The sequence below is a fragment of the Pseudonocardia yunnanensis genome (genome assembly GCF_039534065.1).
Taxonomy (GTDB): Bacteria; Actinomycetota; Actinomycetes; order Mycobacteriales; family Pseudonocardiaceae; genus Pseudonocardia; species Pseudonocardia yunnanensis.
The window spans coordinates 1-12,477 of record NZ_BAAAUS010000027.1; the positions used below are offsets into that span (position 1 = coordinate 1).

At 72.0% G+C, this 12,477-nt stretch carries 14 protein-coding genes; 6 read left to right on the forward strand and 8 right to left on the reverse strand.

Annotated features, from left to right (window positions below; all coding sequences use genetic code 11):
* Window positions 1–65: 65 nt before the first annotated feature.
* Window positions 66–860 carry a FadR/GntR family transcriptional regulator gene (locus tag ABD743_RS24765; protein ID WP_344724593.1) on the reverse strand — a complete coding sequence of 265 codons (795 nt, stop codon included), beginning with the start codon at window positions 858–860 and terminating at the stop codon, window positions 66–68.
* Between the two features lie 228 nt (window positions 861–1,088).
* Here ABD743_RS24765 and ABD743_RS24770 point away from each other — a divergent pair, with 228 nt between their 5' ends.
* The 5 genes from ABD743_RS24770 (at window position 1,089) to fabG (ending at window position 5,996) form a co-directional block, all read left to right on the forward strand.
* Window positions 1,089–1,733 (forward strand): PadR family transcriptional regulator, encoded by a 645-nt coding sequence (locus tag ABD743_RS24770; RefSeq protein WP_344724594.1) that lies wholly within the window; start codon window positions 1,089–1,091, stop codon window positions 1,731–1,733.
* Window positions 1,734–1,828: 95 nt separating this feature from the next.
* Window positions 1,829–3,187, forward strand: coding sequence for an MFS transporter (locus ABD743_RS24775; protein ID WP_344724595.1), 1,359 nt, complete (start codon window positions 1,829–1,831; stop codon window positions 3,185–3,187).
* The gene (locus ABD743_RS24780) at window positions 3,184–4,182 is read left to right on the forward strand and encodes a substrate-binding domain-containing protein (RefSeq protein WP_344724596.1); all 999 of its coding nucleotides are present in this window, start codon (window positions 3,184–3,186) and stop codon (window positions 4,180–4,182) included. Before ABD743_RS24775 ends, ABD743_RS24780 begins: the two co-directional genes overlap by 4 nt.
* A 14-nt stretch (window positions 4,183–4,196) precedes the next feature.
* Entirely contained in the window at window positions 4,197–4,910 is a 714-nt protein-coding gene (gene phtC, locus ABD743_RS24785; protein WP_344724597.1) for a 3,4-dihydroxyphthalate decarboxylase, read from the forward strand.
* 324 nt (window positions 4,911–5,234) lie between these two features.
* A complete protein-coding gene (fabG, locus tag ABD743_RS24790) occupies window positions 5,235–5,996 on the forward strand; it encodes a 3-oxoacyl-ACP reductase FabG (protein ID WP_344724598.1) in 762 nt (253 codons plus the stop codon).
* 16 nt (window positions 5,997–6,012) lie between these two features.
* Here the strand turns inward: fabG and ABD743_RS24795 are convergent, their stop codons facing one another.
* The 7 genes from ABD743_RS24795 to ABD743_RS24825 form a co-directional block, all read right to left on the reverse strand.
* Window positions 6,013–7,344 (reverse strand): RNA polymerase sigma factor, encoded by a 1,332-nt coding sequence (locus tag ABD743_RS24795; RefSeq protein WP_344724599.1) that lies wholly within the window; start codon window positions 7,342–7,344, stop codon window positions 6,013–6,015.
* A gap of 6 nt (window positions 7,345–7,350) precedes the next feature.
* Window positions 7,351–7,698 (reverse strand): YciI family protein, encoded by a 348-nt coding sequence (locus ABD743_RS24800; protein ID WP_344724600.1) that lies wholly within the window; start codon window positions 7,696–7,698, stop codon window positions 7,351–7,353.
* Between the two features lie 12 nt (window positions 7,699–7,710).
* On the reverse strand, window positions 7,711–8,316 hold the full coding sequence (locus tag ABD743_RS24805) for a dihydrofolate reductase family protein (protein ID WP_344724959.1): 606 nt from the start codon (window positions 8,314–8,316) through the stop codon (window positions 7,711–7,713).
* Between the two features lie 105 nt (window positions 8,317–8,421).
* On the reverse strand, window positions 8,422–9,042 hold the full coding sequence (locus tag ABD743_RS24810) for a hypothetical protein (protein WP_344724601.1): 621 nt from the start codon (window positions 9,040–9,042) through the stop codon (window positions 8,422–8,424).
* Entirely contained in the window at window positions 9,039–9,794 is a 756-nt protein-coding gene (locus ABD743_RS24815) for a MerR family transcriptional regulator (protein WP_344724602.1), read from the reverse strand. The genes ABD743_RS24810 and ABD743_RS24815 overlap by 4 nt, the downstream gene beginning before the upstream one ends.
* A gap of 52 nt (window positions 9,795–9,846) precedes the next feature.
* A complete protein-coding gene (locus tag ABD743_RS24820; protein WP_344724603.1) occupies window positions 9,847–10,527 on the reverse strand; it encodes a methyltransferase in 681 nt (226 codons plus the stop codon).
* 48 nt (window positions 10,528–10,575) lie between these two features.
* Complete coding sequence (locus tag ABD743_RS24825; protein WP_344724604.1) at window positions 10,576–11,361, reverse strand: SDR family NAD(P)-dependent oxidoreductase; 786 nt, start codon at window positions 11,359–11,361, stop codon at window positions 10,576–10,578.
* 112 nt (window positions 11,362–11,473) lie between these two features.
* On the opposite strand from ABD743_RS24825, the gene ABD743_RS24830 reads away from it, so the two are divergent.
* A complete protein-coding gene (locus tag ABD743_RS24830) occupies window positions 11,474–12,472 on the forward strand; it encodes a zinc-dependent alcohol dehydrogenase family protein (RefSeq protein WP_344724605.1) in 999 nt (332 codons plus the stop codon).
* Window positions 12,473–12,477: the final 5 nt, after the last annotated feature.

Here is a 12,477-nt window from a genome sequence, read left to right on the forward strand (position 1 = left end):
ATCTTCGAACTCAACACCCGCCGCGTCTACCCCCGACTCGACGCCCAACTCAAAGCCGCGGGGCACTAACCGCCGTTGACCGAGCCCCCGTCCTGCACGGCCGAGCGGTCGTTGTGCCTCAGGCGCTGGGCCGTGCGGGCGAGGTGCTCGGTCATCACGGCGACGGCTGCGGTCTCGTCCCTGCGTTGCACGGCGAGGACGAACTCGCGGTGCTCCGCCGTGCCGCGGATCCCGACGTGGGGGTCCTCCTCCTGCGCGCGGATCAGCGACATCAGCATCGGTCCGTGGAACGACCGGGCGAGCATCTCGACGGCTGCGTTGTGGGTGGCGCGCGCGACCCGGACGTGGAACTCGGCGGAGAGCGCAGCGGGATAGGTCTTCTCCGCCTTCAGGTGGGCCTCCGCGCGATCGCAGATCTCCAACAGGTCGGCGATGTCCGCTTCGTCGGCGCGCTGGCACACGAGGGGCACGATCCCGACCTCGAAGACCTGCCGGGCCTCGGTGACGTCGCCGGGCTCGATCACGGAGAACGTCAGCAGGTCCGAGATGCCCTCTCCCACGAGGGCGCTCGTCGGTGCGGTGACGAACGCCCCGCCGCGGGCGCCCACGCGGATGGTGACGAGACCGTTGGCCTCGAGCCCTCGCAGCGCTTCGCGAACGGTCACCCGGCTCACGCCGAACCGCTCTCCCAGCTCCCGTTCGGAGGGCAGGCGATCGCCCGCCTTGAGTTGGCCGTCGCGGATCAGTAGGCGGATCTGGTCGACGATGAGCCTCGACACCCGCCCTGCGTTCACGCGGTTGAACATGTCGCCGTATCGGTCTGGCGCCGCCGTGTCAGGTGCGTCGGAGTGAGCGCTCATGGCCTGATGATAAGGCCACACTCACCTGGCAGAGGTCAGCCCGGCTCCGATCCCCGGTCAATCGGGCGGGTCGGCGATCTTGTCGCGGGCTTCGGTCGCCCGCCGACGTGGTGCGGCGTCACGCAGTCGTGGCGGGAAAAGCCCGGTCACACGGCTGTGGGCAACATGGGTGGATGTCGCTCGCGTGCCAGGATCGTGGCCCACGCGCGAGTGCAGGAGGTTCACCCCGTGGCGTTGCGGTATGCACTGCTGGCCTTGCTCGAGGCCACGCCGATGAGCGGCTACGAGTTGACCAGGCAGTTCGACGCCTCGGCCGCCTACGTGTGGCACGCCCACCATCCGCAGATCTACACGGAGCTGCGCCGGATGGAGGCCGACGGCCTGGTCGAGGCCGAGGAGGCGCCGCGGGGAGCCGGCGCGACGAAACGGCACTACTTCATCACCGACCCCGGCTGCGACGAGCTCCTGCGATGGGTCTCCGAGGTGGTCGAGCCCGCCCGCGAACGGGATGCCGCGTATCTCAAGGCCACCTACTTCGAGTTCGGCTCCTTCGACCTGGTCCGTCGCCACCTGCGCAGCCACCTCGAGCACTACGAGCGGATGGCGGTGCGGTGGCAGCTGCACGCCGACCAGCTCGAACGGCGCGACACGTTGCTGCTGCGCCAGCGCCTCGCGCATGCGCCACGGCATGCGCAGGCGGCGATCGTCGCGTTCAAGGTGCACGTGTACCGGGGCCTGACCGAGCGTGCCCACACCGAGGTGCGGTGGGCCCGGCAGGGGTTGGAGCTGGTCGATCGGCTCGAGAGCGAGGCCGGACTGCCGGCCGACGAGACCGTCTACCACCCGACCCCACCGAAACGGTCCACCACCTGATTCCGCCGTGGTCGCGGGTGCTCCGCCGCACTATTTTATGTACGTCTTTACGTATACGGTGACGTACATCGGCGACGGCAACGGGAGGGTCGACGATGACACGAACGGCGACCGTGAACGTCGGCGAGGTGATCGAGAAGGCCCGGCTCAACCCGGTCCGAGTGCTCTGCGTCGCGCTCTGCGCGCTGGTCGCCCTCTTCGACGGCCTCGATCTGCAGATCATCGGGCTCGCCGCCCCGTCCATCGCCGCGACGATGCACATCCCGGTGGGGGCCCTGGGCGCCGTCTTCTCCGTTGCTCTGGCCGGGTTGGCCGTCGGTGGTCTCGTGATCGCGCCATGGGCCGACCGCCTGGGTCGCAAGGCGGTGCTGGTGGCCGCGGTCGTGACCTTCGGCGTGTTCACGCTCGCCACCATCACCGCGAACACGGTGACGACGCTCCTGGTCTACCGCTTCCTCACCGGTCTCGGACTGGGCGCCGCGGTGCCCTGCGCGATCAGTCTCGCCTCCGAGGTGGTTCCGGTCCGGCGGCGCGCCGCGGTCGCCGGGCTGCTCTTCGCGGGTTTCCCCCTCGGCGGGGTGCTCGCCGGGCTGCTGGGCAGCGCCCTCATACCGGTCAGCGGCTGGCACAGCCTCTTCGTGGTGGGCGGCGTCGGCCCGCTTCTCACGGCCGTCGTGCTCGTGGTGGCGCTCCCCGAGTCGCTGATCTTCCTGGTGTCCCGCCGGGCACCACGCAGGCGGGTCGCGCGCTCGATGGCCCGGGTGGCGCCCGACGTCTCCGTCGATCCCTCGCTGCTCGTGGCCGACGCCCGCGATCGCACCGCCGGCGCTCCGGTGCGCCGGCTCTTCGCCGCCGACCGCCGGCTCGGTACCGCGCTGTTGTGGACCGCGTCCTTCGTGGCGTTCGGCGTGCTCGTCGTCAACACGTCGTGGGCGCCCACCCTGCTCGCACCCCTCGGGCTGCCGGTCGCCCGCACCGCACTGGCCCTCGCCCTGTTCAACGCCGGCAGTGTGATCGCCACGGCGGCAGGCGGCTGGTTGATCACCCGTTACGGCGCGCGCCGCGTGCTGCCCGCCGCGTTCCTGCTCGCCGCCATCGGACTCGTCGGGGTCGGTGTGCTCGCCCCGTCGGCGTCAGGGGTGGCCTCGGCGGAGGTGCTCGTCGGCCTCGGGCTGGGATGCGCGAGCTCGGGAGTGATCGCCCTGGCCGCCGTGGCCTACTCGACCGCGATCCGCTCGACCGGTGTCGGCTGGGCGCTGGGCATCGGCCGGGTCGGCTCGTTCGCCGGCCCTCTCGTCGTCGGCGCGCTCGCTGCCGCCGCGTGGGCCGTGGCCGGAGTGTTCGCCGTGCTCGCGGCCGCCTGCCTGGTGGGCGGCAGTGCGGCGGCCGCCCTCCGATCCGCCCCTGACGCCGGACCCCCCTCCCGTTCCCCCCTTCACGAAGGAGCCGCATGAGCCGCATCCCGCTGACCCTCGCCTGCTGGGACTACGACCGAACGCAGGCACTCGCCGACGGATCGGTCCGCCCGGACGGGCTGGACCTGACCTACCTGTGCCTGCCGGTGGAGGAGACCTTCTTCCGGATGCTGCGCCACCGCGAGTTCGACGCGGCGGAGATGTCGCTGGGGTCCTACGTGACGAACCTGGCCGCTGATCCCGACGGCACGGCGTTCGTCGCGATCCCGGTGTTCCCCTCGCGCGCGTTCCGGCACAACGGGATCTACATCCACAGCGGGAGCGGTATCGAGAAGCCGGCCGACCTGGTGGGCCGCACCGTCGGCGTGCCCGAGTACCAGCTCACGGCCGTGGTGTGGATCCGCGGCATCCTCGCCGACCACCACGACGTGCCGGTGTCCTCGGTGAAGTACCGGACCGGAGGGATGCACCAGCCGGGCCGGGTGGAGAAGCAGGCGCTGAACCTGCCGCCGGAGATCGACATCGCGCCCATCGCGCCGGACCGGACGCTCGCCGACATGCTGGTGACGGGCGAGATCGACGCCCTCTACGCCCCGCGCATGCCGCGCCCGCTGCTGGAGGGGCGGCCCGAGGTCCGGCGCCTGTTCGCCGACCCCCGCGCCGTGGAGGAGCAGTACGCCGCCGAGACCGGGATCTTCCCGATCATGCACGTGGTGGTGGTGCGCCGGGACGTGTACGAGGCACGGCCGTGGGTGGCGCAGTCGCTGTTCGCCGCGTTCGAGCAGGCCAAGGCGTTGACGGAGAGCCGGATGTCCGAGACCGCGGCCAACCGCTACATGCTCCCGTGGCAGTACGACGAGGTCGAGCGCACCCGGCGGGTCCTCGGCCCCGACTTCTGGCCGTACGGGCTCGAGCGCAACCGCGCCACCCTCGAGGTGTTCCTGCGCTACGCCCACGAGCAGGGCCTGACCGCACGCCGCCTCGCGCCGGACGAGCTGTTCGCCCGCGAGACCCTCGAGAGCTACGTGATCTGATGGGGACGGCGACGATGGATCTGGAGGCGGTCCGCCACGACATCGCTGACGCCTGTCGCGTGATGGCCGCCCGCGGGCTCGCCGACGGAGTGCTGGGACACGTGAGCGTGCGCGTCGACGCCGAGCACCTCCTCGTGCGCTGCCGCGGCCCGCGCGAGCGGGGCCTGGCGTTCACCGAGCCCGCCGACATCCGGCTCGTGAACCTCGAGGGGGAGGGCGACCTCGAGGGCGGCTACAGCGTCCCGAACGAGCTGCCGCTGCACACCGAGGTGCTGCGCAGCCGGCCCGAGGTCCGTTCGGTGGTGCACGCCCACCCCTTCGCGGTGGTGGCAGCCGACCTTGCAGGCCTGGCGATCCGGCCGATGCTCGGGGCCTACGACATCCCGGGCGCTCATCTGGCCGCGGGGGGCGTGCCCGTCCATCCGCGGGCCGTCCTGGTGCGCGACCGGCGCCTCGCGGCCGAGATGGTGGCGTCGATGGGCGACCGGCCCGTGGTCGTGCTGCGCGGGCACGGGCTGACCAGCACGGGGGACAACCCGGCACACGCGGTGCTGCGCGCGATCAGCGTCGACACCCTCGCCCGCATGGCGCTCGCCGTCGCGAACGCGGGCGGTACACCCGTCGATCTGCCCGACGCCGACCTCGCCGAGCTCCCCGACCTCGGCAGCGGGTTCACCGAGTCCACCGCATGGCGCCACGAGCTCGCCCGCCTCACCGGCGCTGAGTAACTCCGCGAGTCGCCCGGATGCCGGGCACGAGTCGCCTCCGGCCCGGCGATTGCTCCCGGAGGTCGTGCCCGGATCTCGCGGTCCCGTCGGTCAGTGGTCGTTGCGCGCTGACGAAACCGGTGATCTCGACCACGGCATATGGACCAGCGGCGCAGTGCAAGGTCTGATCCGGGACATACCGGCATGCGAGGCACGTGTCTCGCGCATCATCATGTCGTGGACGGCCGAGATCGAACACGGCCGCCTGGAGCTGTGCTGGAGCCTGCGACCACCGGGGCTGGACCCCCGCTGCGACGGCGCGCGGGGAGGACGAGAGGGAAGAGCATGACCACTGCGACGAACCGTGTCGCCATCATCACCGGAGCAGCGCGCGGCATCGGGGCCGCGACGGCGCAGCGGCTCGCTGCCGACGGGATGGCCGTCGCTGTGCTGGACCTCGACGAGCCCGGGGCGAAGGCCGTGGCCGAGCAGATCGTCACCACCGGTGGGCGGGCGCTCGGGGTGGCCGTCGACGTGTCCGACCCCGAGGCGGTGCAGGCCGCCGTCGACCGCGTGGCGGCCGAGCTCGGCGCGCCCACGGTGCTGGTGAACAACGCGGGCGTCACGCGCGACAACCTGCTGTTCAAGATGACCGAGGTCGACTGGGACACCGTGATGGGCGTGCACCTGCGTGGCGCGTTCCTCATGACCCGGGCCGTGCAGAAGCACATGGTCGAGGCGAAGTGGGGCCGGGTCGTCAGCCTGTCGAGCACGTCCGCGCTGGGCAACCGCGGCCAGCTGAACTACTCCACGGCCAAGGCCGGTCTGCAGGGCTTCACCAAGACGCTCGCGATCGAGCTGGGCAAGTTCGGCGTCACCGCCAACGCAATCGCGCCGGGGTTCATCGCCACCGAGATGACCCGCGCCACCGCGGATCGGCTGGGTGTGCCGTTCGAGGACTTCATCACCGCGTCCGCGAAGCAGATCCCTGTGGGGCGGGTCGGCCAGCCCGAGGACATCGCCCACCTGGTGTCCTTCCTCGTCAGCGAAGGCGCCGGGTTCATCTCCGGGCAGGTCGTGTACGCGGCCGGCGGCCCGAAGGCCTGAGAGCCGCCTCACCGGATCACCGGGGCCGGCCGCGGCGTCTGCGCCGGGGCCGGCCTCGACATATCACCACGTCAGGCCCTGCCTCTACACCCTGACCGACGTCGCCGCCGAGCTCCGGCTCGACGTCTACGTGGGAGAGCGCGACAGCCTGAAGTCGCAGGAACTCACGCTCGGCCTCGTTGCCGGTGCGGACGATCGCGGCCTCGTACGCCTCCGCAGCCTCGGCCTCGCGGCCGAGGCGGCGGAGCAGGTCGGCGCGGATGGCGTGGAACAGGTGGTAGCCGTCGAGGCCGAGATCGTCGACGAGCCCGAGCGCTGCCTGCGGTCCGTCCACCTCTGCGACCGCGACCGAGCGGTTGAGGGCGACGATCGGACTCGGCGTCAGCGCCAGCAACTGGTCGTAGAGCGTGCGGATCTGTCCCCAGTCGGTGGCGGCGGCGCACGGAGCGTCGCTGTGCACGGCGTTGATCGCTGCCTGGATCTGGTACGGGCCCGGCCGGTTACGCCGCAGGCAGCGCCGGACGAGAGCCTGGCCTTCGGCGACGAGGTCGGCGTCCCAGAGGTCGCGGTCCTGGTCGGGGAGCAGGACGAGGCCACCGTCGGCCGTGGTGCGGGCCGCACGGCGCGACTCGGCGAGGAGCATGAGTGCGAGCAGGCCGTCGACCTCCGGTTCGTCGGGCATCAACTCGGCGAGCAGCCGGCCGAGGCGGATGGCCTCGCCACAGAGGTCCTCGCGGACGAGCCGGTCGCCGGAGCCGGCCGTGTAGCCCTCGTTGAAGATCAGATACACGACGGCCAGCACGGCGTGGAGACGTTCCGGGAGATCGGGCTCGCGCGGCACCCGGTAGGGGATCCGTGCGTCTCGGATCTTGCCCTTCGCCCGGACCAGCCGCTGCGCCATCGTCGGCTCGGGCACCAGGAACGCGCGGGCGATCTCCGCCGTGCTGAGCCCGCCGAGGAGCCGGAGCGTGAGCGCGACCTGCGCCGGGGTGGCGAGCGACGGGTGGCAGCAGGTGAAGATCAGCCGCAGACGATCGTCCCGCACGGGTCCCTCCTCGGACTGCTCCGACGGCGCGTCGAGAAGGGCGGCCTGGGCGTGCCGGTCCTCACGGGACGCCTCGCGGCGCAGGCGGTCGATGGCACGGTTGCGGGCGGTCGTGATGATCCAGCCGGCCGGGCTCGGAGGGGGCCCTGTCGTGGGCCAGCGCGCCACGGCGGCGGTGAACGCGTCCTGCACCGCTTCCTCGGCGACGTCGATGTCGCCGAAGGCGCGCACCAGGACGGCCACCGCGCGACCGTGCTCCGCGCGGAACACACGCTCGATCTCCGCCGTGGACAGCACCGGCACGGAGGATCAGTCCTCGCCGTAGAGCGGCCGCACCTCGACGGGGAGCGTGAGCACCCGGGCGAGTTTGCGGCCCCACACGAGGGCAGCGTCCAGGTCGGGCGCCCTGACGATCGTGAAGCCGCCCAGGTGCTCCTTGCCTTCGGCGAACGGCCCGTCGGTGATGAGCACGTCGTCGCCCCGGGCGCGCAGCACGGTGGCCGTGCTTGCCGGGTGCAACCCCGCAGCGAAGACCCAGGCCCCTTCGGCTCTCATCTCCTCGTTGAGGGCATCGAGATCCCGCATGATCGGCTCCAAGACCTCCGGCGGGGGAGGCTCGCCGTCGGGCTGGTAGATGCTGAGCAGGTACTGCTTCATCGGAAAGCCCCCTCAGGCGTCAGCGCCGATCCGGCGGTAGGTCGCGATGAGGACGCCGGTGGTGGTCGGCACGGAGTCGACGAGCCGCAGTCTGGCGAATGCGGCGTTGTCCGTGAAGGCGCCGTCGGTGAACAGGCGCCGCCCGGAGCCCAGGACGAGCGGGTGGATCGAGAGCACGTACTGGTCGACGAGGTCGTGCCGGATGAGGGTGCGGCACAGCTCTCCGCTGCCGAGCACGACGAGGTCGTCCGCCGACTCGGCCTTGAGCTCGGCCACGGACTTCGCCGCGTCGCCGTGGAGCAGCGCGGAGTTGTTCCAGGGGAGCGGTTCGGTGAGGGTCCTCGACGCGACGTACTTCCGCCGAGCGTCGAGCACCGGGGTGAACGGGTTGTCCTGCTGCTTCGGCCAGAAGCCGGCGAAGTCCTGGTAGGTCCGCCGGCCGAAGAGAAGGGACACGTTCGGGGCGGTCATGCCCTCGCCCATCACACGGCCCATGACAGGGTCGCTGTAGGGCTGCGCCCAGCCGCCGTGCGCGAAGCCGTCGCGTTCGTCCTCGTCGCAGCGGCCCGGCGCCTGCATCACGCCGTCGAGCGTCAGGTTGCCGACCACGGTGAGCATGCCCACGGGTGGGACCTCCTCGCACTGTGGCGCCGGCCCGGTGCCGGCGTCCCACCCTCTGTACGAACGGTTCCGGGCCCGTTCGACAGATGCGGCGAGGAATTCTCAGACGGCTCGGCCCGGAATCACGTCAGCTTGCGCCCGGACCGCCGCCACGAGGCCCGCAGCATCGTCCGCGTGGAAGCGGAGCTCGGTGATCTCCGCCGTGCGGCCCCCTGTCAGCACGACGGTGACGGGCCGGTTCAGCGTGACCTCCACCGTGGTCTGGTTGGACACCACCACGTGCAGGGTGTCCCCGTCGACCTGCACCGTGTGGCCGTCGCGGCTGCGGCGCACCCGCCGGGCGCCCGCGACCGCCTCCCACGGGATGCGCACGTCGAGGCCTGCTCCGTATCGCACGCGCAGTCCCGACGGCCCGGCCGTGTGCGGGTGGACGATCACCCCGGCGAGCATCCCGAGCACGAGCACCGCGCCCCAGACGCCGAGGACCAGCAGCAGAATGCGCAACCACTGCCACGGCCACGGCACGATCAGGTCCAGCGCCACGACCTCGATGACCGACAGGGCGAGAATCACCACGATCGGCGCCAGCATCGGAGCGTGGTAGGCGAAGGCCGCGTCGCCCGGCCCGGTGTCGGGGCGCCGCAGCACCCAACGGGCGAGGCTGCGCCACCCGGCGGCCTCGAACTCTGCAGCGCGCTTCGCGAGAACCGGTAGGGGAGTCATCGCCCGCTCCAGATCCCGTACACGCGGCGGACGGCCTCGGCCTGTGCCGGGGCGAGGTCGCGGAGGAAGGCGGCGGCGAACGGATGGGCGTCGAGGTCCAGGCCCGGGTCGATTCCCGCCACGAGCTCGGCGGGGACGGCCGCGGCGAAGTCGCGCGCGAGTTCGGTGACGTCCGAGTCGTCGACCGACCGCGTGGCCAGCTCGTCGAAGCGGCGGTACAGCTCCGCCGTGCGCGCCACCACCTCCGGATCGTGCAGGACCTCTCGATACTGCTCAGCGACGAGCGCGGCGGCCCCGCTGGCGTCGAGGAGCGCGAGGAACTCGCGGTCGCGCCGGGCGGCGTCGCTGCCGGGGAACGCCGTGGTCATCCGGTCGAGCAGCTCGGCCGTGGGCATCGACACGGCGTCGTCGGCGTCCAGGGGGCCATCGGCCGCCCGGCGCAGCAGCTCCGCCAGCCGCTCTCTACGCCGCCGGATCTCCACCTCCTGACGGGCGAGGTCGGCGTCGATCTCGGCGAGGATCTCGCCCAGCTCCCGGCCCTCGTCGTCGGCGAGCACGTCAGCCGCCTCGTCCAGGCTCAGTCCCAGCTCGGTGAGGCGCCGCACCCGGGCGAGCCGCAGCACGTCACGCACGCCGTAGGTCCGGTACCCGTTGAACCGCCGTGGGGGCTCGGGCAACAGCCCGATCCGGTGGTAATGGCGGACGGTGCGGGTGGACACCCCGACCGCCTCCGCCAGCTCGCCGATGCGCATGCCGCAATCACAAACCCTGACGCTGCGACAAGGTCAAGCCCCGGGCCGGGGATCAGCGTGCGAGGCGGAAGGTGGAGTACGTCACCGTCGTCCCGCGCAGCGTCAGGTCGCGGGACGCGACCACCTCGGCCCAGAGCCCGGCCGCCGTCGCGAGGCCGAGCACATGGTCCTGGTCGCCGGAGGTGCCGAAGAAGAGCAGCACGCGACCGTCCGGCCGCAAGCGTGCATCGATGCCGGAGAAGAAGCGGCCCACCGCGGCGTAGCCCTCGTCGGCCATCGCGCACTCGAGCAGGTCCCGCGGGGCGAACCAGCGGAACGGCGGATCGATGACCATGAGGTCGAAGCTGCCCTCCACCTCCGAGTAGACGTCGCTGACGCAGAACGCGGCGCGCACCCGGTTGCGAGCGGCATTCGCCGTCGCCGCCTCGACAGCGGCCGGGTTGACGTCGACGCCGACGACGTCCGCCGCGACGCCGGCGGCGAGGATCGCGTTGACACCGGAACCGGTGCCCATGTCGAGCACGCGGTCGCCGGGGCGCACCTCGTCGAGCACGGCCCGGCCCAGCAGGTCGGACGTGGGGGTCGGGGCGAAGACGCCGGGCGGGACCACGAGGTCGAGGCCGAGGTAGGACAACCGCTGCTCCCCGACGTTGCTCAGCTCGCGGTAGGCACGCTCGTGCCAGTGTCGGAGTTCCGCGATCCGCTCGGAGGACATGGCGGGCCGGTAGGTCATGGCCGCGACGCTAGGGCGGCCACCGTCGGCGCCGCGACCGAATTGGCCTCACATGTGCATCCACCCGCCGTCGACGATCCACCGCTGGCCCGTGCAGGCCCGGCTGTCGTCGGCGGCGAGCCACAGCACCATGCGCGCGATGTCGTCGGGATGAAGGACGTGCGGCACGGCCTGGGCCGCGGCACGGTGGGCGTCCGCCTCGGGGGTCAGCCAGGTCTCCCGCTGGCGCGGTGTCATCACCGAGCCGGGCAGCACGCAGTTGACGCGCACACCGTCGGCGCCGAACTCGCGGGCCAGGGACCTGGTGAGGCCTTCGATGGCGGCCTTGGCCGTCATGTAGGCGGTGAGGTCGAGCAGGTCGATGTGAGCGCTGATCGAGCCGATGTTGATGATCGATCCGCGCCCCGCGGTGCGCATCGCGGGGGCGACGGCCTGCGCGGCGAAGAACATGTGGTCGAGGTTCACCCGCATCCGCTCGTCCCAGTACGCCGGCTCGACCTCGGTGACGGCATGGCGGGTGTCGTTGCCCGCGTTGTTGACGAGTACCTGCACGTCGCCCAGCTCGGCGGCGATCTCCCGGATCACCGCGCGGTAGGCGTCGAGGTCGCGGATGTCGCACTCGCGGAAGAGGGGCCGCGGGTGGCCGTGCGCGGTCACGTGCTCGACGAGCGCGTCCGCGGCCTGCGTCTGGATGTCGACGAATCCGACACGCGAGCCCTGCGCCGCGAACTGGGCCACGTACTCCGCGCCGAGCCCGCTCGCACCTCCGCTGATGAGGACCACTGTGTCGCGGAGGCTCGGGTAGGTCGCGTAGCCGGTCATGCCGGAACCCATCGATCGAGATTCACGGGTTGCGACTCTAACGGCGTGATCGACCCACGGCCTGGCGCTGATACTGCTGCCTGCGGTGATACAGCGCGGCGGCATCACCGGGCATGGTGGTGACATGCGTGCATGGGTGGTGGAACAGCCCGGGCCGATCGAGACCCGCCCGCTACGTCCCGTCGATCTGCCCGAGCCGGAGCCCGGGCCGGGAGAGGTACGGGTGCGGGTGCTGGCCTGCGGGGTGTGCCGCACGGATCTGCACCTCGCCGAGGGTGATCTCCCGCCGCGACGGCCGTCGACGGTGCCCGGCCACGAGGTCGTCGGAGTGGTCGACGCGCTCGGCGCCGGCGCGGATCGGTTCGCGGTCGGCGACCGCGTGGGGATCGCCTGGTTGCGGAGCACGTGCGGCCGCTGCCGGTGGTGCCGCACCGGCCGAGAGAACCTGTGCCCGTTCGCGACGTTCACCGGCTGGGACGCCGATGGTGGCTACGCCGAGCACGCCGTGGTGCCCGAGGCGTTCGCCTACCGGATGCCCGAGGGGATCGGGGACACGGAGTCGGCCCCGCTGCTGTGCGCGGGGATCGTGGGGTACCGGGCGCTGAGGCGCGCTGAGCTGCCTCCGGGCGGGCGGCTGGGGATCTACGGCTTCGGGGCGTCCGCGCACATCGTCGCGCAGGTGGCGATCGCGCAGGGAGCGACGGTCCATGTGCTCACGCGATCGGCGCAGGCACGGGGGCTCGCTCTCGAACTCGGAGCCGCTTCGGCCGGATCGTCGGACGACCCACCGCCCGAGCCGCTCGACTCCGCCGTGCTCTTCGCGCCGGCGGGTGGGCTCGTGCCGGTGGCTATGCGGGCCCTCGACCAGGGCGGCACCCTCGCGGTGGCGGGGATCTACCTGTCCGACATCCCGCGGATCAGCTACGCCGAGGAGCTGTTCCGGGAGAAGCAGCTGCGCAGCGTCACAGCCAACACGCGGGCGGACGGGGAGGAGTTCCTGCGGCTCGCCGTCGCGCTGGGGGTGCGGCCCACCGTGATGCCGCATCCCCTCGCCGAGGCCGACCGCGTGCTCGCCGATCTCGCGGGGGGCCGTGTGACCGGGGCGGCGGTCCTGATCCCGTGAGAGTG

What these genes read in the sequence shown, in the direction of transcription:
- ABD743_RS24765 (WP_344724593.1), bottom strand. Translation starts at nt 860, where the DNA reads ATGAGCGCTCACTCCGACGCACCTGACACGGCGGCGCCAGACCGATAC.
- ABD743_RS24775 (WP_344724595.1), top strand. Translation starts at nt 1,829, where the DNA reads ATGACACGAACGGCGACCGTGAACGTCGGCGAGGTGATCGAGAAGGCC.
- ABD743_RS24780 (WP_344724596.1), top strand. Translation starts at nt 3,184, where the DNA reads ATGAGCCGCATCCCGCTGACCCTCGCCTGCTGGGACTACGACCGAACG.
- phtC (WP_344724597.1), top strand. Translation starts at nt 4,197, where the DNA reads ATGGATCTGGAGGCGGTCCGCCACGACATCGCTGACGCCTGTCGCGTG.
- fabG (WP_344724598.1), top strand. Translation starts at nt 5,235, where the DNA reads ATGACCACTGCGACGAACCGTGTCGCCATCATCACCGGAGCAGCGCGC.
- ABD743_RS24800 (WP_344724600.1), bottom strand. Translation starts at nt 7,698, where the DNA reads ATGAAGCAGTACCTGCTCAGCATCTACCAGCCCGACGGCGAGCCTCCC.
- ABD743_RS24805 (WP_344724959.1), bottom strand. Translation starts at nt 8,316, where the DNA reads ATGCTCACCGTGGTCGGCAACCTGACGCTCGACGGCGTGATGCAGGCG.
- ABD743_RS24810 (WP_344724601.1), bottom strand. Translation starts at nt 9,042, where the DNA reads ATGACTCCCCTACCGGTTCTCGCGAAGCGCGCTGCAGAGTTCGAGGCC.
- ABD743_RS24815 (WP_344724602.1), bottom strand. Translation starts at nt 9,794, where the DNA reads ATGCGCATCGGCGAGCTGGCGGAGGCGGTCGGGGTGTCCACCCGCACC.
- ABD743_RS24820 (WP_344724603.1), bottom strand. Translation starts at nt 10,527, where the DNA reads ATGACCTACCGGCCCGCCATGTCCTCCGAGCGGATCGCGGAACTCCGA.
- ABD743_RS24825 (WP_344724604.1), bottom strand. Translation starts at nt 11,361, where the DNA reads ATGGGTTCCGGCATGACCGGCTACGCGACCTACCCGAGCCTCCGCGAC.
- ABD743_RS24830 (WP_344724605.1), top strand. Translation starts at nt 11,474, where the DNA reads ATGCGTGCATGGGTGGTGGAACAGCCCGGGCCGATCGAGACCCGCCCG.